Below are 24810 nucleotides of genomic sequence, written 5' to 3' on the forward strand. Positions count from 1 at the left end.
AGGCGCTTTTTGTTTTCGCTTTTGCTTTGAGTTAGAGCGAGTTAGTTAGTTCTTACATATTCTCTTCAGCAAATTCAGCCAGTCGACTACGTACCACACCATTGAGGTGGATATTGGCACTACCTTCGAAATTTTTAAAACGCTCGACCATATAGGTGAGCCCCGAGGTCACAGGAGTTAGGTAGGAAGAATCTATCTGCGCTAGGTTTCCTGAGCAGACGATCTTGGTACCTTCACCACAACGGGTGATGATGGTTTTGATTTGTGAAGCGGTCAGGTTCTGACACTCATCCAAAAGCACAAACGCATTCTGAATTGAACGGCCACGCATAAAGTTAATCGATTTGAACTGGATGTTGGCTTTATCACAGATGTACTTCATCGAGCCCTCTGTGCAGTGATCGTTCTTGTGCAGCGCTTCCAGTGTATCGGTCACTGCGGCTAACCAAGGCAACATCTTCTCTTCCTCTGTACCAGGAAGGAAACCTATCGACTCACCAATATCAGGGGTGTTTCGGGTTACGATGATCTTATCGAACTGCTTACGCTCAATGGTTTGTTCAAGTGCAGCAGCCATGGCTAACAGTGTCTTACCGCTACCCGCTGCGCCTGTGAGAATCACAAGATCAATATCAGGGTCGAGCAGGGCATCGATCGCCATGCCTTGGTAGACGTTTTTGGGTGTGATGTCCCATGCTCTGCGATTCATTAGCCTTTCGCGACTGAGGTCTCTTAGTGTAATACTTTCAGTTTCAATCTCTTCGACTCGAGCGGCAAAGTCACTTTCTTCGTCAATCACATACTGGTTGAGAAAGGTTGGCTCGAACGGCGATCTTGCTAAGGTGTGCAGCGTCTTTCCGTCTAAACTTCTGCTCTCGACATTATCGATACCATCCCAAAATGAGCCTTCCAGTTGTTGGAAGCCTTTGGTGAGGTATTGGATATCATCAATCAATTGGTCGGTTTGATAGTCTTCAACAAAACGGACACCGGCGCCTTTGGCACGTAAACGCATGTTGATGTCTTTGGTGATAAGAACCACTTCGCGTGGCGCGCGTTTATTTTGAAGATAGAGGACTGCGTTGAGGATTCGGTTATCGCCAGCTTTGTCATCGGCGAAGGCTTTGATGCTTTCTTGAAGTTCGTAGTCAGCGAGTATTGAAATACTGCCAGATGCGTTTATGTCTTTAGAAAAAGGGATGCCTTCAGATATTTGGTCTGGTGTGGCTTCCCTGAATAAGTCTTCGAGAGTTCGAATCGCAATTCTCGCATCTCGAGCAACATCTCTTTTGCTGTCTTTGATTCTGTCGAGTTCTTCTAGCACTGTCATTGGGATAACGACATCGTGCTCTTGGAAAGAAAATATAGCGAAGGGTTCGTGAAGTAGGATATTGGTGTCTAAAACAAATAGCTTCCGGTTGGTCTCGCCCATAGCATCTCCTTGCCGACGTGCGGCTTGCCTTGCATTCATTGAACGTAGATTAAGCTCATATAAAGGTTAGTATCTGATTCTAGTGATAGTCAACAACTCACCTAAACTTCATTTGAGAGCTGCATTCTGCTCTCCATAGAATAACCATGATTTTTTGACAGTTTGATTGCACTTATGAAAACAGAAAAAAAGTATGAAATCGTCTCCTTTAGGCGTGACCTAAATCACAGCATCGAGTAAGATTAGCGACCTTTTTCTGCACCATTTTCTCAAGATATTTATTATTAAGAGCGCACTTAAAAAGTGGCTGCAAACTAGGCATTTTTGGCTATATTTTTAGTTCAAGAGCAATAACGTTCTTGTTTGAAATTGCAGTTAGAAAGACCAAATTCCAACTATAAGATTGAGGTAGTCGATTCATGACATTTGCTTTGGGGCAACGCTGGATAAGCGATACGGAGAGCGATTTAGGTTTAGGTACCGTTGTAGCAATGGATGCTCGCACAGTGACAGTAATGTTTGCTGCGTCAGAAGAAAACCGCGTCTATGCACGCACAGATGCTCCCGTAACCCGAGTGGCGTTCAATGTAGGCGATGTCATCGAATGCCAAGAAGGTTGGTCTTTATCTGTTGAAGAAGTTATCGAAGATAAAGGGCTACTGACTTATTTGGGTACTCGTGAAGATACTCAAGAGACAGAGGTGACTCTGCGTGAAATCTTTTTAAGTAACCAGATCCGCTTTAACAAGCCACAAGATAAGCTGTACGCAGGTCAAATCGACCGTATGGATAACTTTGTGCTGCGTTACCGTGCACTAAGCAACCAATATCAACAGCATAAGAGCCCAATGCGCGGCTTATGTGGTATGCGTGCTGGCCTGATTCCTCACCAATTGTACATTGCTCATGAAGTCGGTCGTCGTCATGCTCCGCGTGTTTTACTTGCCGATGAAGTTGGCCTAGGTAAAACCATCGAAGCGGGCATGATCATTCACCAGCAGGTGTTGTCTGGCCGCGCTGAACGCATTCTGATTGTGGTACCTGAAACTCTACAGCATCAGTGGTTAGTAGAGATGATGCGTCGTTTCAATCTGCACTTCTCTATCTTTGATGAAGAGCGTTGCATTGAATCTTTCGCAGAATCAGATAACCCATTTGATACTCAGCAATACGTTCTGTGTTCTTTGGATTTCCTACGCAAGAGCCGCAAGCGCTACGAGCAAGCACTTGAAGGTGAGTGGGATCTGTTGGTTGTCGATGAAGCGCACCACCTTGAGTGGAGCCAAGACAAACCGAGCCGCGAATACCAAGTGGTTGAAGGATTAGCTGAAAACACGTCTGGTGTATTGCTACTGACAGCGACCCCTGAACAGCTTGGTCGTGAGAGTCACTTTGCGCGTCTGCGTCTGCTTGATCCTGACCGCTTTTACGATTACGAAGCTTTCGTTGAAGAAGAAGACCAATACGCTCCTGTTGCTGATGCCGTAACGGCATTGTTCTCTGGCGTGAAGCTTGAAAATAGCGCGAAGAACCAGATCACTGAGCTTCTGTCTGAGCAAGATGTTGAGCCTCTATTCCGCGTGATTGAAGGCGATAGCAGCGAAGAAGAGCAAGCCTTAGCTCGCCAAGAACTGATTGATAACCTTATGGATCGCCATGGTACTGGCCGTATTCTTTTCAGAAACACACGTGCTGCAATCAAAGGCTTCCCTAAGCGTAATGTAAATCTACTGCCGATGGATATTCCAACGCAGTACACAACCTCGATGCGTGTATCGGGCATGATCGGTGGCAAGATGGCACCAGAAGCTCGAGCGATGAAGATGTTATATCCAGAAGAGATCTTCCAAGAGTTTGAAGGTGAAGATTCAAGCTGGTGGCAGTTCGATTCGCGTGTGAACTGGTTGATTGAAAAAATCCAAGACAAGCGCAGCGAAAAGATCCTAGTGATCGCGTCGCGTGCGAGTACGGCTCTGCAACTGGAGCAAGCCCTACGTGAGCGTGAAGGTGTGCGTGCAACGGTATTCCACGAAGGTATGTCGATTCTAGAGCGTGATAAAGCTGCGGCTTACTTTGCTCAAGAAGAGGGCGGCGCTCAGGTTCTTATCTGTAGCGAAATCGGTTCTGAAGGTCGTAACTTCCAGTTTGCTAACCAATTAGTGATGTTTGATCTACCGTTCAACCCAGACTTGCTTGAGCAACGTATTGGTCGTTTGGACCGTATCGGACAGCTGCGTGATATCGACATTCATGTTCCTTACCTAAAAGGCACATCGCAAGCGATTCTAGCGCGTTGGTTCGATGAAGGTCTGAATGCATTCGCAGAGACTTGTCCTACTGGTCGCACGGTTTACGATAAGTATTCTGATGTACTGATTGAAATGCTGGCTTCTGGCAACACCGAGCAGCTTGATGAAGTGATTGAAGAGTCAGCGAAGCTCAATCAAAGCCTGAAATCGGATCTAGAAAAAGGCCGAGATCGCCTACTAGAGATGCATTCAAATGGTGGCGATAAAGCCCATGAGATTGCAGAGAAAATTGCTTCAACGGATGGTGACACTAACCTAGTTTCATTTGCATTAAGCCTATTCGACACCATTGGCCTGAATCAAGATGACAAGGGTGAAAATGCGTTAGTCGTGACACCTTCTGAACACATGATGGTGCCAAGCTACCCAGGCTTACCTTATGAAGGTGCAACGATTACGTTTGACCGTGAAACCGCGCTTTCTCGTGAAGACATGAATTTTATTAGCTGGGAACATCCAATGATTCAGGGCGGTATTGATCTGCTATTGAGTGAAGGTGTGGGTGCGTCTGCGGTATCTCTACTGAAGAACAAAGCGCTGCCAGTCGGTACGATTCTACTTGAGTTGGTTTACCTTGTTGATGCACAAGCGCCAAAGCGCAGCGGTATCAGCCAGTTCCTACCTAAGACGCCGATTCGCTTGATGATGGATGGTCGTGGTAACGATTTATCTGCTCAGGTTGAATTCGATAGCTTTAACCGTCAACTAAGCCCGGTAAACCGTCATTTAGCGAGCAAGCTAGTGAACTCGGTACAAGGTGAGATTCACAAGCTAATCGAAGCAGGTGAGACGCATGTACTGCCGAAGGTTGAAGAAGTTCGTCAACAAGCTCAGAAAGATATGCAAACTAACTTGAACGGTGAGTTAGAACGTCTACAAGCGCTTAAAGCGGTTAATCCTAACATTCGTGATGAAGAGTTAGAGGTTATCGAAGCTCAAATCAATGAACTGACGGGTTACATCAGCAAAGCTCAAGTTCAGCTGGATTCGTTACGCTTGATTGTGGTTTCTCACAACTAGTTTTGAATTAGCTAAATGCTTTAACGAAATAAGGCCTTCATCATGAAGGCCTTATTTGTATCTATAACTTAGTAAGAGCTTGGTTAACAGTTTGGCTAAGAATTTGGAGAGCAGATTACATCAACCATTTCCACCAAACGAACAGAGCTAAGAAGCCAAATAGGTAAACAAGGCCTACCACAGACAACCATTTTAGCTTAGTGCCAATCGCCAACCCTTCAGGAAGCTTAGTTTTGCTTACTAAGATGAAGTTAAGCAATGCGAAGAATGGCGTAGTCGCAAAGGCAAGCACCATCGCAAAATCAAGCATTGGCATCAGTGCTGCGCTAAAGAACATCACAATCGCTAATGCCGCGAGAGAGACAATGATGATCCAGCCTTGCAGCATTCTAGGGCTTGAATCTTTTTTGAATAATAGACGCTGTGATTCAGCAAGCACGCGTGAGTAGCCATCGATAACGGTAATCGTACTACCAAAGATACAGAAGAAAGCGATAAGAGCGATTAATGGACGAGACCATTCACCAATTGTCGAAGCGTAGATGCCGACCAACTGATGAGTAAAGCCAACACCAGAGCGAGACAGCTCAACACCGGAACCGTGAAGCACTAGCGCGCCTAACGCAACGAATACTAAAGCAAGCAGTGCTGTACCAATGTAACCGACATTGAAATCGAACAGTGCTGATTGAGCGGTCACTTCTTGTTTCTCTTTTTGGCTTTTTAGCCACATAGAGGTGATGCTTGAAATCTCGATAGGCGCAGGCATCCAACCCATGGTCACCACGATAAAACCAATAGCAGCCAATGACCAAGGCGACGGTGGAACAAAAGCAGCATCAGGTTCGACTGGAGAGCCGATAGCAATGGCGACTGCAGCTAAGGTTGTGATGGTTAAGATCGCCATGATCGCTTTAGATAGTGTATCGAGAGCACGATAATGGCCAGCAAACAGAATGATCAAACAGGTCGCTAAAACGATCATGCACAAGGTGCTAGTGGCTAAATCGAAAGGAACAAAGTAACTGAGTATGCTTGCACTGAATAATAGCAGGGCAGCGGTATTCACGACCGCAGATATGGCACTCAAGATCGAAAAGATCACAAGGTATGGTCGGCCTAGGTTAGAGTAACCTTCCACCAAGCTTTGACCCGTTCCTAGCGTGTATTGGATGCCGGCTCTGAAGAATGGGTATTTAAATACGTTAACGAGGATAATAAGCGCAGCAAGCTGCCAACCATAAATCGCACCCGCCTTGGTTGAGGCGACTAAGTGAGAACCACCTACAGCCGCTGCGGCCATCATAATGCCTGGGCCAAGAGACTTAATTAAACTTGATAGGGGAGCTGAGGTTGGTGTTTTTGTGTTGGTGGTTTTAACCGTACTGTCCATCGTTTTTCCTTTGATGCTGACTTCTTATTATCCGTTACCCTATCAATACCATGTTTTGTAAAGTCGTCAACTTTTATGTACGGAAATGTTGAAAATTGTATTTATTTATAAACGAATCAACCGTAAATTATTTATTCACTAGCAATTAAGAGGCTTCAATGGCGTTAGAACAGTACACACCACCGCGTGAACCGTGGATTGATATTGTTTATCAAGATGACGATATTCTTGTGGTGAACAAGCCTGCGGGTTTGCTTTCTGTTCCGGGTAGGTTGCCAGAACATTACGACAGTATGTGGAGTCGGTTAGTTGTTGAGTTTCCAGAGATTCAAGTCGTGCACCGATTGGACATGTCGACATCGGGCTTGATGCTGCTTGCTAAACACAAACAAGCTGAGCGTCATTTGAAGAAGCAGTTTCAATATCGACTGACACACAAACTCTATTACGCGCGAGTATGGGGTTCAGTAGAAGAAGCAGAAGGTTTGATTGACCTCCCTCTTATTTGCGATTGGCCAAACAGGCCGAAGCAGAAAGTGTGTTTCGACGATGGTAAACCATCTCAGACTCGCTATGTGGTTGAGCAACAAGAGCCTCAAACGACATTATTGAAATTGCTGCCGATCACTGGTCGCTCTCATCAGTTGCGTGTTCACTGCATGGAACTAGGGAATCCAATTGTGGGCGACGAGTTTTATGCAACACCAGATGCGTTTAATTATAGCGATAGGTTAGCTTTACACGCATGTGAACTGAGTTTTTATCATCCGGCGAACAACCAACTGTTCAAAGCCTTTGTTCCTTGTGAATTTTACTCTCAAGCGTCGCCACAAATTGAACAGCACTTTGAAATTGCGCCAGAGCTTCCAGACTACAGTAAGCTAAAAGCTTAGAATGACTCAATTGACATAAATTCAAGGACGTACAATGCCGAAGTTGAAAGTGGTCTTTCTCGACCGAGCGACCATCCCATCTCAAATACATTTAAAACCTCTTAGCTTTGAACATCAATGGGTTGAGTATGATTTCACTTCGCCGGAGCAAGTGTCTGAACGAGTTGAAGACGCTGATGTGGTTATTACCAATAAGGTTGTGCTCAACGAATCGAATTTAGCTCAAGCACAACAACTTAAGCTAATAGCTGTTTCAGCAACGGGTATGAACAATGTCGATGTAGAGTACTGCAAGGGTAACAATATCGCAGTGGCTAACGTACAGGGCTATGCGACTCAATCGGTACCTGAACATGTTATCGCGATGCTGTTTACGCTTAAGCGAAACCTCTTTGGTTATCATCAAGATATCGAGGCTGGCGAGTGGCAAAAGGACAAACAATTCTGTTTCTTTACTCATCCGATTCAAGATGTTGCAGGCAGTACATTGGGCTTAATCGGGAGTGGTAGCTTAGGGCAAGCGACCGCGATATTAGCAAAAGCGATTGGTATGAATGTCATCTTTACTGAGCGTAAAGGGGCTGATTCTTGTCGAGAAGGGTATCTACCTTTTGATACGGTGTTACAGCAAGCGGATGCGATCAGCTTACATTGTCCATTAACTGAAGCGACTCGCAATCTGATTTCAGAGCGAGAGCTAACCATGATGAAATCAAGTGCGGTATTAATTAATGCTGGCCGTGGTGGACTTGTCGATGAGCAGGCCTTAGTTGAAGCTTTGAAAAGTAATGAGATTGCAGGTGCAGGCATGGATGTGTTTACACAAGAACCTGCAGATAATTCGAATCCACTATTGGCTAACAGCCACTTACCTAATTTACTGCTAACACCACATGTGGCGTGGGGCAGCGACAGTTCAATTCAAAAACTGTCTGATATCTTAATCGATAATATTGATGGGTTTGTTGCAGGTAATCCGCAGAACTTAGTGAGTTGATTGAAGAATTGAATGGTGCAAGCACAAAATAAAAAAAGGTTGGCTTTTAGGCCAACCTTTTTAGATTTAGATCGTTGTGTCGATTAAGTGATTTAGCCTTGCGGCTTAACTACCAATACATTGATTGGTGAGTTCTGAACCACTTTGCTTGCAACAGAACCAAGTACAACCTTGTCGATTTTTGAACGCTTATGACTAGGCATCACGATAAGATCTGCCCCTAGTTTCTCTGCGCAATCAAGAATCGTTGTGTAGGCCTTGCCTTCGGCAACGTGAACCTTATAGATCACATCATCGTCAATATGCTTATCAGCAAATTCTTTCAGCTGATTTTTAACATCAAGCTTCATTTGGTTTGCTGCATCTTTCGGGAAGTAAGACGCTACCATCGACATGTGGATGCCCGGTAATACGTTCAGAATGTGGATCTCAGCATTACTGTGTTTCGCGTGCCATACCGCTAGCTCGACCGCTTTATCAGAAAAGCCTTTGTCGTTCAGATCAACGGGAACAAGGATTTGTCTATACATGTATTCGTCTCTTTTTGAGCAGCGCCGAGTACATACCAAGCGCTGTAATTATCTTTTCCATGTAGTAAAAAAGCCAAATAGAGTAGAGCGCTATTTGGCTCTATCCATTACGCGCTAATCTCATCCTTACGAGCACGCCTTCTTTGGTTCATCGCTAAACCAATCAAAATTAATAGGGCAGGTAAGAATACCCACTCTTTCATTGGTCGTTCTGCATCTTGGATAACGGATTTAATTTCCCAATCAAAGTCAATGCCAGCGGCTTCAGCAGGGCTACCAAACTCAACCATATCAACAATCATCTTGTCGTCAGCTTGGGTCAGCATTAGGCCCATTGAAGCAATGCGGTCTTCACTTGTTGTCGCAGAATCTTCAAACGGAAGGCGAACTGTTTTCTCAGAATAGTTACCTTCTAAGTTTTCGCCACCGACTCTCAATTCAAGTGATTGTCCCACAGGTAGATTTTCTGTGATTTGAGCGATCTCAACTCCAGGTGAAAGAACTTTCTCTGGATAAATCATGTCCCACCAGAAGCCAGGGCGGAAGAAAGAGAAGGTCAGAACGATAAGCAGTATAGTTTCCCACCACTTGTTCTTAGTGAACCACCAACCTTGTGTCGCTGCTGCAAAGATAAGTACCGCAGTAACCGAAGAGAAAATCGTCAGTGCTAAGTGCCACCAAGAATCAATGCCCATCAACAGTAGTTGGGTGTTGAAGATGAACATGAACGGCAATATCGCGGTCCGGATATCGTAGGTAAAACCTTGAATACCGGTACGAATCGGGTCTGATTTAGCAATCGCAGCGGCCGCAAATGCAGCCAAACCTACCGGAGGTGTATCGTCCGCAAGAATACCGAAGTAGAACACGAATAAGTGAACCGCAATCAGTGGAATGATCAAGCCGTGCGCTGCGCCTAAGGTAACAATTACTGGTGCCATCAATGTTGATACAACGATGTAGTTCGCCGTTGTTGGCAAGCCCATACCTAAGATCAAGCTGATTACCGCAGTGAATAACAACATTAGAATGATGCTACCGCCTGAGATGAACTCAACAAAATCGGTCATTACAAGGCCGATACCTGTCAGCGTTACCACGCCTACAACCGTACCTGCTGCAGCTGTCGCTACACCGATACCGATCATGTTACGTGCGCCTGAAACTAAGCTCTCTGCTAGGTCAACGAAACCTGCTTTAGTTTGCTCTGCAAGATCGTCTGATTTGTTCATCAGAGTCATCAAAGGACGCTGAGTGATCAGAATGAAGATCATGAACACAGTCGCCCAGAATGCCGACAGACCTGGAGAGAAACGTTCAACCGTTAAACACCAAACTAGAACTACGATAGGCAGTAGGAAGTGAAGGCCAGACTTAATCGTTGGGCCTGGATCAGGTACTTCTGTTAGGTTCTCGTCGATTTCCATGCCACCTTCAGCTGCGTATTTAGCAGAAACACGAACCAGAGCGACATAAGAGACTAATAGAGCAACAGTCACAATTGGTGTGGCTGCAGCGCCAAAGACATCTTTTGTCCAGCCGACACCGTAGTAAACCGCTGCACTGATGACACATAGGCCTAAGATAGTACCAGTGAAAGAGAGTAGGCTTTGCACGATAGTTGGTGTGTGACGACGAGGTAAGCCCGTCATACCTGCTTTACATGCCTCTAAGTGAACAATGTAAATCAGGGCGATGTAAGAGATCAGAGCGGGCAGTAGTGCTGCTTTGATTACTTCTACGTAAGAGATGCCCACGTACTCAACCATCAAGAATGCTGCTGCACCCATGATCGGTGGTGTTAATTGACCATTGGTTGAAGCTGCGACTTCTACTGCACCCGCTTTTGTTCCCGGGAAACCAACACGCTTCATTAGCGGGATAGTAAAGGTACCAGTGGTAACTACGTTAGCAATCGAAGAACCTGATACCAGACCAGATAAACCAGATGCTACAACGGCTGCTTTCGCTGGGCCGCCCTTCATGTGGCCAAGCAGAGAGAATGCCACTTTGATGAAGTAAGCACCTGCACCCGCGCGCTCAAGCATTGCACCAAACAGTACAAACAAGAATACAAATGACGTTGATACGCCAAGAGCAACACCGAACACACCTTCTGTTGTTAACCACAGATGCGACATTGCCTTGTTCAGGCTCGCACCTTTGTGGGCAATAACGTCTGGCATGTGAGGGCCACCAAAGGTGTAAAGTAGGAAGACTGCTGCCACCACCATAAGAGGTGGACCTAAAGCGCGTCGTGTTGCTTCAAGCAGTAGAACCATACCGAATACGGCCGCAACAATATCAAACGTTGTTGGAGCGCCTGAACGTTCAGCGAGTTGAGTATAGAAAATATAGATATAAGAAGCTGAAAAGCTACCTACAAGCGCTAATATCCAGTCGACGGCTGGGATGCGATCCCTAGGCGAATTCTTCATGGCTGGATAAGCGGTAAAGGCTAGGAAAATAGCAAACGTAAGGTGAATTGCTCGAGCTTCAGTGTCGTTTAAAATTGCGAAGTTAAAAATGAATGGCAGCGGAGATGCATACCAAAGTTGGAACAATGACCAACATAGAGGCACAAACCATAAAATACGGCCTTGGATACCACGAGGGCTACGCGCACCAGTATCTGATTGTGCCACCATTTCTTGCACATCTGGAGACGGTGATGTTGTCTGCGTCATGTACTTTATCCTTATTATTGATGGTCTGCCTTTTGTTACGAACAACTAAACGTGATTTCTTTCCTATCTAGTGTAGTGAATGGATAGAGAAATGCGTTCTTTGTTCGTCTTTGTCTTAGGCTTGATACGAAGGTAAGTCCTCCAAATTGGAGAAACTTAAAGGGTTGTTCTTTTCACTTAAATTATTTTTATAAAACGTGAAAAGCCAATAAGGAGGACTAGCCTCCTTATTGGTTTAGTAGGCTTAAAGTAGAGTTACTTTAGAAGACCTACTTCTTTGTAGTATTTTGCGGCACCTGGATGAAGAGGGATAGAGATACCCGCTTTAACCATGTCTTCTTTTTTCAGGTTAGCAAATGCTGGGTGCAGACGTTTGAATGTTGCGAAGTTTTCAAATACTGCTTTAGCAACGTTGTATGCTACTTCATCCGAAACGTCTGAAGTTGTTACCATAGTTGCAGCAACACCGAAGCTATTTACGTCAGCATCTGTACCGCGGTACATACCAGCAGGTACTGTGCTGTATGCGTAGTATGGGTTTTCAGCTACGATCTTGTCGATCTGTGGACCTGTTGCAGAAACCAGTTTTGCATCACAAGACGTTGTCGCTTCTTTAATTGATCCGTTCGGGTGACCAACCATGTAGATGAATGCATCAATCTTGTTATCACAAAGTGCTTGTGAACGCTCAGAACCTTTCAGTTCAGAAGCAAGCTTGAAGCTATCGTTAGTCCAGCCCATAGAGTCCATTACAACACCCATCGTTGCACGGTCGCCAGAACCAGGGTTACCAATGTTGACACGCTTACCAGCTAGGTCTGAAACATTGTTAATACCTGCATCGGTGCGAGCGATGATGTTGAACGGTTCTGTATGTAGAGAGAACATAGCGCGAAGTTTCTTGTATTCGCCCTGATCTTTGAACTTACTTGTACCGTTATAGCCGTGGTATTGCCAGTCCGATTGAACAACACCGAAATCTAGTTCACCAGCACGGATGGTATTAACGTTGTAGATTGAACCACCAGTAGACTCTACAGAACAACGAATGTTGTGGTCTTTGCGACCTTTGTTCACTAGCTTACAAATTGCACCACCAGTTGGGTAGTAAACACCCGTTACTGAACCAGTACCAATTGTGATGAACTCTTGAGCGTTAACTGCACCAGCGCCCATTACAGCAGCTGCAATAGCTCCAACTTTAATCAGTTTGGTAAATGCCATGAATTTCCCTTCCTTTATTCATTATTAACCCTGAAACAAGTGTAGTCGTTTCTGGAGTTTCCTATTTGGAAACGGCACCTTTTTCAATCCATGTGATGAAAAAGTGGCTGAATAATATCAAAAATTGGCAGAAAATTACTCAAATGTTAAAAGATATAGCGAAAAAACCTAACAAATGACGGTTGGATCTCGTGTTTGATTTGCTATTGAGTTTTTTAAAATCAATGAGTTAGTGATTTTTGGGAGAGGCGGGATAGATATCTTAGGATGTGATTTGGATCACGAACTAAATAGGTGTTTGTGATCCAATAGTAATGGCTGATAGTTATGAAACTGTGAGCAATTATCCTGCGTATTCAAACAGTTCGCATACAGAATCGAACAGTTGCTTAGTGGTAACTGATAAGGTTGGAGTAATGAAGATAGTATCATCTCCAGCAACTACCCCCAGTATGCCTTCTGACTTACCTAATGAATCTAATAAGCGAGCAATAAGCTGCGCGGCACCAGGGCCAGTGTGTATCACAACCAATGCATTGTTGTGGTCAATATCTAACACTAACTCTCTTAAAGAGCTCGAAACCGTCGGAACACCAAGTTCAGCAGGAAGACAGTAAACCATCTCCATTTTTGCATTGCGTGTTCGCACGGCGCCAAACTTAGTTAACATACGCGAAACTTTAGATTGGTTGATACTTTCAAAGCCTTCATGCTTCAGGGCATCGACAATCTCGCCTTGCGAACCAAAACGTTCTTCTTTTAGTAGTGATTTAAAAGCTCGAACTAAGTTGTCTTGTTTTTCTGTATTGCGCATATGTCATTCTTATTCATTAACAAAGATGTTTGCATATTCTCGCATACATATTCAGTTCTCGCCAAAATATCACGGTAATTTGTTAGTCATATCACTGTAAAAATTTAATAGGATAATGTGTTATTTAAGACGAGTTGTTTTGTCATTTCAAATGATTATCGCCATAATGCGAACTTGCTGTGTAGCACGGTTTTATTGACTTGCGCGAAGTCGCAAAGCTAGCGTTAATTGATTGTAATCACTTTGTGATTAATATAGTTTTTTAGCGATAATTTAACTTTTTAACCATAATTTAGCTCAAGAATTACCCTACAAAGAATCTATAAGAGAAAGCTCTCAAGGAGAATAACAATGAAAGTAGCTGTTATTGGTGCCGCTGGTGGCATCGGTCAAGCCCTAGCCCTACTACTAAAGAACCGCCTGCCTGCTGGTTCAGATCTTGCACTTTACGACATCGCTCCGGTAACCCCGGGGGTTGCTGCCGATCTTAGCCATATCCCAACGCCTGTTTCGATCAAAGGTTACGCGGGTGAAGATCCAACTCCAGCACTTGAAGGTGCGGATGTTGTGCTTATTTCTGCGGGTGTTGCTCGTAAACCTGGTATGGATCGTGCGGATCTTTTCAATGTGAACGCTGGCATTGTTAAGTCTCTAGCTGAAAAAATTGCCGTTACTTGTCCTACTGCTTGTGTTGGTATCATTACCAACCCAGTAAATACAACAGTGCCAATCGCTGCTGAAGTACTTAAGAAAGCGGGCGTTTACGACAAGCGTCGTCTATTTGGTATTACGACTCTTGATGTCATTCGTTCTGAAACGTTCGTTGCTGAGCTGAAAGATAAAGATCCAGGCGACATTCGTGTTCCTGTTATCGGTGGTCACTCAGGTGTAACGATCCTTCCTCTGCTTTCTCAAGTTGAAGGTGTTGAGTTTACTGACGAAGAAATCGCAGCGCTAACAACTCGCATCCAAAACGCGGGTACTGAAGTAGTAGAAGCTAAAGCGGGTGGCGGTAGTGCGACTCTATCTATGGGTCAAGCGGCTTGTCGCTTCGGTCTTGCTCTAGTGAAAGCACTTCAAGGCGAAGAGAACGTGATTGAGTGTGCCTACGTTGAAGGTGAAGGCGAGCACGCACCATTCTTCGCACAACCAGTTAAACTTGGCAAAGAAGGCGCTGAAGCGATTCTTAGCTACGGTGAACTGAGCGACTTCGAACGCAATGCACTAGACAGCATGCTAGAAACGCTAAATGGCGATATTGAGATTGGTGTTGAATTCGCTAAATAAGCGATAGATAACTGAACTCTGCTAAAACGACAGTTAACGAAAGCCGATCATTGCGATCGGCTTTTTTGATCCTTGTATTCAACCCACTCGTAATCTTTTTCTAACCACGAAGAATTAGGGTATTGAACGATGATTAGAGTACAAAAAGGGATGAATGTTAACTATCTAGGTCGCTTGGGCAAGATATTGGTTATCGATGAGCAAGAGCAGTTCGCGTTGTTTGAGTCTTACAATAGTCATAAGCAATATGCAGTTCCGTTGGAAGAACTTGAAGAGATCGAAGCGCAACTACCTCTATCGTTAGAATCGAGTCGTTATTGAGACCCAGTGTATTATCTAGCAGGATCAAAAAAAGAGCCAACAGGCTCTTTTTTTTGTATAGCTGTCTACTTACTGCTTAGTCTCTATTTACTTGCTACGTTTTACTGCAAGGTGAGCTAGCGTAGTTAAAGCTTGCTTATATTCTGAATTAGGAAGAATAGAAAGCTCAGCAATGGCTTTATCAGCTTCTTCGTAGGCTTTATTGGTCGTGTACTCTAACGAGCCAGTCTCTTTCATGACAGACATAATGTCGTCGAGACGTTCCATACCATTAGCTTTTTCAATCGCTTCACGAATCATGCTTGCTTGGTCTGGGGAACCATTGCGCATTGCGTAAAGCAACGGTAACGTCGGTTTGCCTTCTGCTAGGTCATCACCAACGTTCTTACCCATCTCTTTACCATCAGCAGTGTAATCCATCACATCATCAATCAATTGGAATGCAGTGCCTAGGTATTTACCGTAGTTTTGCATAGCCGTTTCGATTTCAGGTGATGATTCGCTAAGAATTGCACCGATTTGCGTTGCAGCTTCAAACAAGCGAGCGGTCTTCGAGTAGATGACCTGCATGTAACTTTCTTCTGTGGTGTCCGGGTTATTACAGTTCATTAATTGTTGAACTTCACCCTCGGCAATCACGTTAACTGCTTCACTCATTAACTCGAGGATCTTTAAGGATCCTAGCGTTGTCATCATCTGGAACGAGCGAGTGTAGATAAAGTCACCCACCAAAACGCTAGCGGCATTACCAAAAGCTGCGTTGGCTGTCGCTTTACCGCGTCTCATGTCCGACTCGTCGACGACATCATCATGGAGAAGGGTAGCTGTGTGAATAAACTCGATAAAAGCTGCAGAGGTAATATGAGCTTCACCTTGATAACCAAGTGCACGAGCAGATAAAAGAGCAAGCAAAGGACGTAGGCGTTTGCCACCACCGCTAACGATATAAAAACCAAGCTGGTTGATTAAACTTACGTCAGAATTAAGTTGGGCTTGAATTGTTTCATTCACTTTTGCCATATCATTGGCAGTAAGCGTTTGGATAGCTTTAAAATCCATTGTTCATCCGGCTGAAGTTAGACCCTGTAAGGCTTATACGTTGTATTTAATTGTTGAATAATACACTAAAAAACGTTGATTAATACATCACTTAAAGGCATCATTGCCGCACTTTTCTTTGGCGAACATGTTTTCGCCAATATTTTAAAAATATGGCTTGTCATAGCGGCATGATTCCCGTAGAATCTGCGCCCTATTGATTAGTTTAGCGCACACCCGAGTTGTAGAATTAACAACCATAGGCTGTGCGGAAAAAGCGGAGTAAAATATGTACGCTGTTTTCCAATCTGGTGGCAAACAACACCGAGTAAGCGAAGGTCAAACACTTCGTTTAGAGAAATTAGACGTTGAAACTGGTGCAACTGTAGAATTTGATAAAGTTCTTCTTGTTGCTAACGGCGAAGAAATCGCTGTTGGTGCACCTCTTGTTGAAGGTGGCAAAGTTACTGCAGAAGTAGTACAACACGGTCGTGGCGATAAAGTAAAAATCGTTAAGTTCCGTCGTCGTAAGCACTCGCGTAAGCAAGCTGGTCACCGTCAGTGGTTCACAGAAGTGAAAATCACTGGCATTAACGCTTAAGTATTAGGAGAGTTTAACAATGGCACATAAAAAAGCTGGCGGTTCTACTAATAACGGCCGCGATTCAGAAAGCAAACGTCTTGGTGTTAAGCGTTTTGGTGGTGAATCTGTTCTTGCAGGTAACATCATCGTTCGTCAACGTGGTACTAAGTTCCACGCTGGCACAAACGTTGGCATCGGTAAAGACCATACTCTTTTTGCTCTTACTGAAGGTAAAGTGAAATTTGCAGTAAAAGGTCCTAAAAACCGTAAGTTTGTAAGCATCGAAGCTGAGTAATTTAATCTTTTATTAGATTATTTATACTAGCTTTCAAGCTGAATTCAAAAGCCCTGCCGATTCGGCAGGGTTTTTTATTTATAGCGAGAATAAAAAAGTAGACGCTCTTGTTTTGGTTTTGAGAAGCCGTTTTATTTTTGAGAAACAGTTTGGTTTTATTAAGAAGCCGTTTGTTTTTTAAGATACAGAAAGCAAAGAACCTCTCCTTATTTGTTCCTTGGTTGCAGATCGATCTAGATCTTAGGTGATCGATCTAAACACGGATCTGCTAGAATTTATATCACTCCTTGATGAGTGGTAACGCAACGTAAGTGCGGAGTTAAAAAATGAAATTCGTTGATGAAGCATCAGTAAAAATAGAAGCCGGTGATGGCGGTAATGGTACAGTAAGCTTTTGGCGCGAAAAATTCGTCGCTAAAGGTGGTCCTGACGGCGGTGATGGCGGTGATGGTGGTGATGTTTACATTCAAGCGGATGAAAACTTAAACACACTGATCGATTACCGTTTCCAACGTTTTTACAATGCTGAGCGTGGCGAAAATGGCCGCGGTGGTAACTGTACTGGTAAACGTGGTAAAGATATGACAATGAAAGTACCAGTAGGTACTCGCGCTGTTGATATCCACACTAATGAAATCGTTGCTGAAGTTGCTGAGCATGGCAAGAAAGTCATGGTTGGTAAAGGTGGTTGGCACGGTCTTGGTAACACGCGTTTTAAGTCGTCTGTTAACCGTGCTCCTCGTCAAAAGACAATGGGTACTAAAGGTGAAGTTCGCGAACTACGTTTAGAGCTTCTTCTGCTCGCGGATGTTGGTATGCTTGGCTTGCCAAACGCTGGTAAATCTACGTTTATTCGCTCAGTATCTGCTGCAAAGCCAAAAGTGGCTGATTACCCGTTTACGACGCTAATTCCTAGCTTAGGTGTGGTAAGTGTTGTCCCTGAGAAGAGTTTCGTCGTTGCCGATATCCCTGGCTTGATCGAAGGCGCAGCTGATGGCGCTGGTCTTGGTATTCGTTTCTTGAAGCACCTTGAGCGTTGTCGCGTTCTTCTGCATATGATCGATATTTTGCCGATCGATGGTTCTGATCCTATTCAGAATGCACTGACGATCATCGATGAGCTTGAGCAATACAGTGAGAAAGTTGCACAGAAACCTCGTTGGTTAGTGTTCAATAAAGTTGACCTAATGCCTGAAGAAGAAGCTGACGAAAAGATTCAAGAAATCGTCGAAGCTTTGGGTTGGGAAGGCGAGTACTTCAAGATCTCTGCTGTAAACAAGATCGGTACCAAAGATCTTTGCTTTAAACTGGGTGAGTTCATGGAGAACCTACCTCGTGAAGTTGAAGCAATTGAAGAAGAAGAAAAAGTTAACTTTATGTGGGATGACTACCATAAAGATGCGATGGCCGGTAAGAATGTCGTTACTGAAGATGACGACGACTGGGATGATTGGGATGACGAAGAAGATGACGGTCATGTTATCTATGTTCGTGATTAATAATCCTCGTAGTTTCTTATAAGCACTTTGGTCGCTTTTTCTAAGATACGCTGATAGTTTTATTAAACCGCAATGAAAATTGCGGTTTTTTTGTATCTAAATCATGACGTCTTGCTGTTTTTTATGCAAAATTTATCTTTAGATAATTAACGCCTATGGGAAGGAAATCATGGCATCAAAACAAAGAGCGATCTCAAGGTTAGTCGCTCAATCAGGACAAATGTTATTAGCTCATGGCGCCGAGAGCACATTGGTCGGTGACATAATGCGCCGTATCGGTATTGCTTGTGGGGTGAATGAGGTTGAAGTTGCACTGTCAGCCAATGCATTGGTTGTGACAACAGTAATGGATGATCATTGCATAACGACGACTCGAAGTTGCGCTGATCGTGGCATTAATATGCAGGTGATAACCGAGATTCAACGTGTGTGTATCATGATGGAGAAAGGGATTCTTGATTATGATTTAGCTTATAAGAAGATCCAAGGGATCAGTCCTGAACGCTACAACCGTTGGTTAGTTGTCGTAATGATAGGGCTATCGTGTGCTTCTTTTAGCCGTCTTGCTGGCGGAGATTGGCATGTCTTTATGATGACGTTTATAGCTTCGGCTTGCGGTATGATCGTGAGACAAGAGATCGGGCATCGCCATTTCAATCCGTTATTAAATTTCGCTATTACCGCTTTTGTCACCACCACCATTTCAGCTCAGGCAGTGCTCTACAATATTGGTGGTCAACCCACTATCGTGATGGCTTCGTCAGTATTGATGCTAGTGCCCGGTTTTCCTTTGATTAACTCCGTAGCAGATATGCTTAAAGGCCATATAAATATGGGTCTCGCACGCTTCACCATGGCCAGTTTATTAACGTTGGCTACAAGCTTAGGTATTGTCGCAGCGATGAGCCTATCTGACGTATGGGGGTGGGTGAACTAATGACTATTTTTGAACTTTTTGTTGGGTTACTCAACGACATGTTTTTTGCTGCGATTCCTGCGGTTGGTTTTGCATTGGTGTTTAACGTCCCGCAACGAGCGTTGATCTATTGTGCTCTCGGAGGATCCATTGGCCACGGTAGCCGTTACTTAATGATGCATTTCGGCATTCCCATTGAATGGGCGACGTTCTTTGCTGCTACATTGGTAGGCATGATAGGGGTGCATTGGTCGCATAAATTGTTAGCACACCCGAAAGTATTTACGGTTGCAGCCTTGATTCCGATGGTTCCTGGTGTGTTTGCCTTTAAGGCGATGATTGCCATGGTTGAGATTAACCGAGCAGGATACAACCCAGAACTATTGGCATTGTTGATGGAGAACTTTTTGAAATCGATGTTCATTATCGCAGGGCTTGCGGTTGGCTTAGCAGTGCCTGGGCTGTTATTCTACCGTCGTAGACCTATCGTCTAGCTTCAACTTCATTTTCAAGTAAGGACAGGACTTTCGATTTATGATCATCAGCATGATAGCGGCAATGGCGAACAACCGTGTAATTGGTAAAGACAATCAGATGCCTTGGCATTTACCTGCAGATTTCGCATGGTTTAAACGCTCAACTATGGGCAAGCCTGTCGTGATGGGACGTAAGACTTACGATTCAATTGGTCGCCCTTTGCCGGGGAGGCTGAACGTTGTAATCAGCCGCGACGAGGGTTTAGAAATCGAAGGCGTAACGACGGTAACTTCGATTGAAAAAGCACTAGAGCTAGTTAGTGATGTTGATGAAGTGATGATCATCGGTGGCGGTTCAATCTATGAAAGCTGCTTACCAAAAGCGAACAAGTTATACCTGACTTATATCGATTTTGATGTGGATGGTGATACTCAATTCCCAGACTGGGGAGAAGGTTGGAAGCAGAGCTTTAATGATACTTATCAAGCTGATGAGAAAAACAAGCACAATATGGAGTTTGTGGTTCTCGAGCGTTAACGGTGGTTATTAAGAGTTAGGCTCTGAAAATGCTTGCGTTACTGTGCCTAGTTAGCGCAAGCTTCTCGTATCTCGTATCTCGTATCTCGTATCTCGTATCTCGTATCTCGTATCTCGTATCTCGTATCTCGTATTTCGTATCTCGTATTTCTATAGCGCTTTTTGAGTGAAAAACTGTTTGTCTTCCCAGCGAAGTATCGTCAAGTCTCCCCCCCACACACACCCAGTATCAAGTCCAATCACATCTTTTCCTGAGTAACCCTCTAGCGCAGCCCAGTGTCCAAAAACAACGGTTTTATCGAGCTTTATGCGTTGAGGAAGGTCAAACCACGGCACTAGCGGCTCAGTTGTAATTTCGTTTGGTGGAAGTTTACAGGCCATATCGAGACGACCATCAGTAAAACAGAATCGCATTCTAGTAAGGCTGTTGATCGCATAGCGATAGCGCTCAATCCCTTCTAAGTTTTGACGCCATAAGTCAGGCGTGTTGCTGTACATATTCTCGATAAGCCATTGCCACTGATCGGATTTTAATAAATCAGCTATTTCCAGATTTTCAATCCGTGCTCGCTCTAGATCCCATTGAGGTGAGATACCAGCATGAGACATCACGAACTCTGGATGCTCCTGAATTAAAGGCTGTTGTCTTAACCATTCGAGCAACTGTTCACGGTCTTCCGCATCAAGAATTGGTTGAGTCTTGTCTTTTGGTTTAGCTGAAAAGAGGCCTAAGGATACAGCAAGTAGATGTAAATCATGGTTACCTAATACCACCTTCGCTGAACTGCCAAGGTTACGAACAAAACGTAACGTCTCTAAGGATTTAGGGCCACGAGCAACTAAGTCTCCGGCGACCCATAAAGTATCTTGTTGTTTATCAAAGTTGATGGTTTCAAGCAGTAACTGAAGCTCGTCGAAGCATCCTTGAATGTCTCCGACAATATAATTCGACACAGTATTTTCCTGTAAGTGGTAGAGATGCGTACTAGTTAAGGATATTGGGGATAGCCAGTCTAAATGGGTCGACTTCTGTTATGAAATCAATGCCTTTATGATCGGTCATCACATAGTGACCTTGCATAACACCCACAGGGGTTTCGATGACCGTACCACTGGTATATGTGTATTCGTCATTGGCTTCAATCACAGGCTGCTGCCCAACCACGCCATCACCTTCTATGGTGAGTTGTTTACCGTTAGAGTCGGTAATCAGCCAGCGGCGAGACATAAGTTGTACCGTTGTTTTACTTAGATTTTTGATGGTAATGATGTAAGCGAAAACGTAGCGATTCTTAGATGGCTCAGATTGTTCTTCAATATATTTAGAATGAACTTGGCATTTGATACAAGGCGTAGATATATCCATATTCGCACCTTTTGTTGTTGGTATGCTTTAAGTATTACATAAAAAATAGGCTCCTCACCGAAGTGTAGGAGCCTTTTTCGATTATTTGTCAGCGTTGTGACTGTCGTGCAACCAGTTCGCCATATCGACAAACTGTTCGAGCGTCAGGTTCTCAGGGCGCATGCCAGGGTTTACACCTAGCTCTTCAAGCACTTCCTTGTCGATTAGGCTCTTGTAGCAGTTACGTACTGTTTTACGACGCTGGTTAAAGCCTTCGCGACATACGCGATCTAACCACTTAAGATCTTTTGCCGGGTAAGGCAGTACTTCATAAGGCTGAAGGCGAACGACTGCAGAGTCTACTTTCGGTGGCGGAACAAATGCTGTTGGTGGCACTTCTAGCACAGGAGTGACTTTACAGTAATATTGAGCCATAACCGTTAGACGACCGTAAGCTTTAGTGCCAGGACCCGCTGCCAATCGGTTAACCACTTCTTTTTGAAGCATAAAGTGCATGTCTTGCACGTCTTTATGGAACTCAAAAAGGTGGAACATCAATGGTGTAGAGATGTTGTATGGCAAGTTACCGAAGATACGCAGCTTGTTGTTTGGCTTAACAAGTTGTTCGAAATCGAACTTCATTGCATCGCCTTCATAGATCGTTAACTTTTCAGCAAGATCAGGGTGATTACGCAGACGTTCAGCAAGATCTCTATCCAGTTCAATTACTGTGAACTTGTCGACAAGCTTGCCAACAGGCTCAGTAATCGCACCAAGACCAGGGCCGATTTCTACTAAGTTCTGGCCTGGTAGTGGGTTAATACTCGATACGATTCCATCAATAATGTATGGATCGTTAAGGAAGTTTTGACCAAAACGTTTACGCGCTTTGTGCCCTAAGTGGACATCATTTCTCATTGCTTTTTCTCTACTAATTCAATGGCGTGCGTGAGCGCTGTTCTAAAGCTCCCTGTATCGGCTTGGCCTTTCCCTGCCAAGTCTAAGGCGGTACCGTGATCGACTGATGTGCGAATAAACGGTAAGCCAAGCGTGATGTTCACTGAGCGACCAAACCCTTTGTATTTCAATACCGGGAGTACTTGGTCGTGATACATACCTAAAACAGCATCTGCATCTTGCAAATATTTTTCATTAAAGATGGTGTCTGCTGGCAATGGGCCAACTAAATTAATACCATCTTTTTGGCGAATTTTTTCTAGCGTAGGGGTGATAGTTTCTATCTCTTCACGGCCCAAACAACCATCTTCACCCGCATGTGGGTTCAATCCACACACGTAAATAGTTGGTTTCTCTATAGCAAACTTTTCGACCAAATCTTTATGCAAAATAGCAATGATTTGCTCTAATCTGTCTTCGGTCACTGCTTGAGATACATAAGCTAGTGGGATGTGCGTTGTTACGAGAGCAACACGCAGCCCTTCTGTTGCCAACATCATCACGACAAGTGGAGTATTGGACTTCTCTGCAAAGAACTCGGTATGGCCACTAAAAGCAACGCCAGCTCGGTTAATTACACCCTTGTGAACAGGGCCGGTGACAATAGCATCAAATTCATCATTCATACAGCCAATTGCTGCGGTTTCTAATGTATTTAATACGTAGTGGCCGTTCGCTTCATTAAGTTGACCCGCAACGGCGACTTCAGCGAGTGGAACATGTTTCACAACCAGTGTTCCAGAGCGTTGAGGTTGCTTAGGCGCGGTTGAGTCGTAGTCTAACAGCTCAACCTCGATCCCTAACATTTCAGCTCGCTCTGCTAGTAGGGTTTTGTCCGCACAAACGACGAGCTGATGTGGCCAGCTTTCTTGAGATAGAGCCAGAGTTAGATCTGGCCCAATTCCCGCTGGTTCACCTGCCGTAATGACAAGGCGTTTAGTTGTCATCTTGGTCGTCCTCAACCACTTCAACAAAGGCGCTAGCTCTTACTTCTTGCAGCCAAGCACCGACTTCTTCGTTGAACTTACGGTTAAATAGAATTTGATAAGCTTTGTTTTTCAATGCTGAATCGGTACGGTCTACTTCGCGACGGTCTAGTACTTCAACAATGTGCCAACCGTGAACGGTTTTGAATGGCGCACTGATTTTACCTTCAGGTAATGTTTCTACTTGGTGCTTGAACTCAGGAACGTATAAATCCGGAGTTTGGTAACCTAACTCACCATCTTGTACTGCTGAACCTGGGTCTTGGCTGTATTGCTGTGCAAGATCACCAAAGCTCGCTTCACCTGCGTTTACGCGACGCGTGATTTCTTCAAGCTGCTCTTTCGCACCGTCATCACTCAAGATAACCGTTGGTTTAATCAAAATATGACGTGCATTAACCTCGGTAACTGCAACGGTTTCCAAACCTTTTACGTCTTCAATTTTTAGAATATGGAAGCCAACACCACTTCGGAAAGGACCGATGATGCTGCCTTTGTTCTGCATTTTGATTTGGTCTGCAAAAATCGTAGGCATCTCTTCTTTACGCATCCAACCCCAATCACCACCTTGTAGTGCTTTAGGGCCTTTAGAGTAAGTATAAGCCATGGTGCTGAAGTCTTTGCCGTTGTTTAGTTCTTCCACTAAATCTGTCGCTTGTGCTTCTAATTCTTCTTTGGTTTGGTCATCATTGAATCGAAGTTGGATGTGGCCAATTTTGTATTGAACCGTCGCATTGGTTTCTTGCGCTAAGATGTCCGCTAGGTTGTCTACTTCTGCAGGAAGGATATTAATACGACGGCGAACCAAGGCATTACGAGCTTCACTTGCTGCAATCTCTTTTCTTACTTGCTCACGAAATGCGTTGTAGCTAAGGCCTTCTTCCGCAACCGATGCGGTAAGTTGTTGTACTGTTTGGTTGTTATCTTTGGCAATGCCTTCAATCGCTTGATCCAGTCGAGCATCATCAATTCGAACCCCAATACGTTCCGCTTCTTGGGTCTGAATTGTATCGATGATCAGTTTTTCTAGAACTTGCTCATTCAATACATCTTGTGATGGTAATGTTTGTCCGCTTTTCTTCGCGTTTGCGCGCAGTGTTTTCATTGAAGTATCAATGTCACTTTGTAAGATCACGCCCTCGTTGACGATCACTTTTACACTATCGAGTTCAACCGGTGCTGCATAGCTTATTGAGACAGTACAAGCCGCTGCGATAGCAATTAATGTGCGTTTCCACAATGTCATGTGTAATCCTTTATATTCACCGAT

Annotated in this window: 23 protein-coding genes; 11 read left to right on the forward strand and 12 right to left on the reverse strand. The window is 44.3% G+C overall.

The features are described from left to right. Positions 1-52: 52 nt before the first annotated feature. Positions 53-1432 (reverse strand): PhoH family protein, encoded by a 1380-nt coding sequence (locus OCV30_RS02050; RefSeq protein ID WP_065680138.1) that lies wholly within the window; start codon positions 1430-1432, stop codon positions 53-55. 419 nt (positions 1433-1851) lie between these two features. On the opposite strand from OCV30_RS02050, the gene rapA reads away from it, so the two are divergent. Beyond that, positions 1852-4761 (forward strand): RNA polymerase-associated protein RapA, encoded by a 2910-nt coding sequence (rapA, locus tag OCV30_RS02055; protein ID WP_065680139.1) that lies wholly within the window; start codon positions 1852-1854, stop codon positions 4759-4761. A gap of 115 nt (positions 4762-4876) precedes the next feature. On the opposite strand, the gene OCV30_RS02060 is transcribed toward rapA, so the two are convergent. Beyond that, positions 4877-6154, reverse strand: a complete 1278-nt coding sequence (locus OCV30_RS02060; RefSeq protein WP_065680140.1) for an NRAMP family divalent metal transporter — start codon at positions 6152-6154, stop codon at positions 4877-4879. A gap of 158 nt (positions 6155-6312) precedes the next feature. Between OCV30_RS02060 and rluA the strand changes: the two genes are divergently transcribed. Beyond that, positions 6313-7047, forward strand: coding sequence for a bifunctional tRNA pseudouridine(32) synthase/23S rRNA pseudouridine(746) synthase RluA (gene rluA, locus OCV30_RS02065; RefSeq protein WP_065680141.1), 735 nt, complete (start codon positions 6313-6315; stop codon positions 7045-7047). Positions 7048-7081: 34 nt separating this feature from the next. Next, a complete protein-coding gene (locus tag OCV30_RS02070; RefSeq protein WP_065680142.1) occupies positions 7082-8044 on the forward strand; it encodes a D-2-hydroxyacid dehydrogenase in 963 nt (320 codons plus the stop codon). A 92-nt stretch (positions 8045-8136) separates the two neighbouring features. On the opposite strand, the gene OCV30_RS02075 is transcribed toward OCV30_RS02070, so the two are convergent. The 4 genes from OCV30_RS02075 to argR form a co-directional block, all read right to left on the reverse strand. Then, positions 8137-8574 (reverse strand): universal stress protein, encoded by a 438-nt coding sequence (locus OCV30_RS02075; protein ID WP_009847837.1) that lies wholly within the window; start codon positions 8572-8574, stop codon positions 8137-8139. Positions 8575-8681: 107 nt separating this feature from the next. Beyond that, positions 8682-11261 carry a TRAP transporter permease gene (locus tag OCV30_RS02080; protein WP_065680143.1) on the reverse strand — a complete coding sequence of 860 codons (2580 nt, stop codon included), beginning with the start codon at positions 11259-11261 and terminating at the stop codon, positions 8682-8684. Positions 11262-11516: 255 nt separating this feature from the next. Then, complete coding sequence (locus OCV30_RS02085) at positions 11517-12485, reverse strand: TAXI family TRAP transporter solute-binding subunit (protein WP_009847835.1); 969 nt, start codon at positions 12483-12485, stop codon at positions 11517-11519. A gap of 343 nt (positions 12486-12828) precedes the next feature. After that, the gene (gene argR, locus OCV30_RS02090) at positions 12829-13299 is read right to left on the reverse strand and encodes a transcriptional regulator ArgR (RefSeq protein WP_004735909.1); all 471 of its coding nucleotides are present in this window, start codon (positions 13297-13299) and stop codon (positions 12829-12831) included. Between the two features lie 351 nt (positions 13300-13650). Here argR and mdh point away from each other — a divergent pair, with 351 nt between their 5' ends. Then, positions 13651-14586 carry a malate dehydrogenase gene (gene mdh / locus OCV30_RS02095; RefSeq protein ID WP_009847834.1) on the forward strand — a complete coding sequence of 312 codons (936 nt, stop codon included), beginning with the start codon at positions 13651-13653 and terminating at the stop codon, positions 14584-14586. A gap of 129 nt (positions 14587-14715) precedes the next feature. Then, positions 14716-14907, forward strand: coding sequence for a hypothetical protein (locus OCV30_RS02100; RefSeq protein WP_065680144.1), 192 nt, complete (start codon positions 14716-14718; stop codon positions 14905-14907). A gap of 87 nt (positions 14908-14994) precedes the next feature. Here the strand turns inward: OCV30_RS02100 and ispB are convergent, their stop codons facing one another. After that, complete coding sequence (gene ispB / locus OCV30_RS02105; RefSeq protein ID WP_065680145.1) at positions 14995-15966, reverse strand: octaprenyl diphosphate synthase; 972 nt, start codon at positions 15964-15966, stop codon at positions 14995-14997. A 268-nt stretch (positions 15967-16234) separates the two neighbouring features. Between ispB and rplU the strand changes: the two genes are divergently transcribed. The 6 genes from rplU (at position 16235) to folA (ending at position 20252) form a co-directional block, all read left to right on the forward strand. Further along, positions 16235-16546: a 50S ribosomal protein L21 gene (gene rplU / locus OCV30_RS02110; protein ID WP_004740823.1), complete on the forward strand. Its 312-nt coding sequence runs from the start codon at positions 16235-16237 to the stop codon at positions 16544-16546. Positions 16547-16565: 19 nt separating this feature from the next. After that, positions 16566-16823 (forward strand): 50S ribosomal protein L27, encoded by a 258-nt coding sequence (gene rpmA, locus OCV30_RS02115; protein WP_004735905.1) that lies wholly within the window; start codon positions 16566-16568, stop codon positions 16821-16823. A gap of 326 nt (positions 16824-17149) precedes the next feature. Beyond that, a complete protein-coding gene (gene cgtA, locus OCV30_RS02120; protein WP_009847831.1) occupies positions 17150-18322 on the forward strand; it encodes an Obg family GTPase CgtA in 1173 nt (390 codons plus the stop codon). Between the two features lie 169 nt (positions 18323-18491). Then, the gene (locus tag OCV30_RS02125; protein WP_004735903.1) at positions 18492-19259 is read left to right on the forward strand and encodes a threonine/serine exporter family protein; all 768 of its coding nucleotides are present in this window, start codon (positions 18492-18494) and stop codon (positions 19257-19259) included. Beyond that, the gene (locus OCV30_RS02130) at positions 19259-19732 is read left to right on the forward strand and encodes a threonine/serine exporter family protein (RefSeq protein WP_009847830.1); all 474 of its coding nucleotides are present in this window, start codon (positions 19259-19261) and stop codon (positions 19730-19732) included. Before OCV30_RS02125 ends, OCV30_RS02130 begins: the two co-directional genes overlap by 1 nt. A 40-nt stretch (positions 19733-19772) precedes the next feature. After that, positions 19773-20252: a type 3 dihydrofolate reductase gene (folA, locus tag OCV30_RS02135; protein ID WP_065680146.1), complete on the forward strand. Its 480-nt coding sequence runs from the start codon at positions 19773-19775 to the stop codon at positions 20250-20252. Positions 20253-20402: 150 nt separating this feature from the next. Here folA and apaH read toward each other — a convergent pair whose 3' ends face one another. The 5 genes from apaH to surA form a co-directional block, all read right to left on the reverse strand. Continuing rightward, on the reverse strand, positions 20403-21206 hold the full coding sequence (gene apaH, locus OCV30_RS02140) for a bis(5'-nucleosyl)-tetraphosphatase (symmetrical) ApaH (RefSeq protein WP_065680147.1): 804 nt from the start codon (positions 21204-21206) through the stop codon (positions 20403-20405). A 31-nt stretch (positions 21207-21237) separates the two neighbouring features. After that, positions 21238-21618: a Co2+/Mg2+ efflux protein ApaG gene (apaG, locus tag OCV30_RS02145; protein ID WP_009847827.1), complete on the reverse strand. Its 381-nt coding sequence runs from the start codon at positions 21616-21618 to the stop codon at positions 21238-21240. A gap of 81 nt (positions 21619-21699) precedes the next feature. Continuing rightward, a complete protein-coding gene (gene rsmA, locus OCV30_RS02150) occupies positions 21700-22515 on the reverse strand; it encodes a 16S rRNA (adenine(1518)-N(6)/adenine(1519)-N(6))-dimethyltransferase RsmA (RefSeq protein ID WP_009847826.1) in 816 nt (271 codons plus the stop codon). Continuing rightward, complete coding sequence (pdxA, locus tag OCV30_RS02155; protein ID WP_032500205.1) at positions 22512-23501, reverse strand: 4-hydroxythreonine-4-phosphate dehydrogenase PdxA; 990 nt, start codon at positions 23499-23501, stop codon at positions 22512-22514. Before pdxA ends, rsmA begins: the two co-directional genes overlap by 4 nt. Next, complete coding sequence (gene surA / locus OCV30_RS02160; protein WP_065680148.1) at positions 23491-24786, reverse strand: peptidylprolyl isomerase SurA; 1296 nt, start codon at positions 24784-24786, stop codon at positions 23491-23493. The genes pdxA and surA overlap by 11 nt, the downstream gene beginning before the upstream one ends. Positions 24787-24810: the final 24 nt, after the last annotated feature.

It is taken from the genome of Vibrio atlanticus (assembly GCF_024347315.1).
GTDB lineage: Bacteria > Pseudomonadota > Gammaproteobacteria > Enterobacterales > Vibrionaceae > Vibrio > Vibrio atlanticus.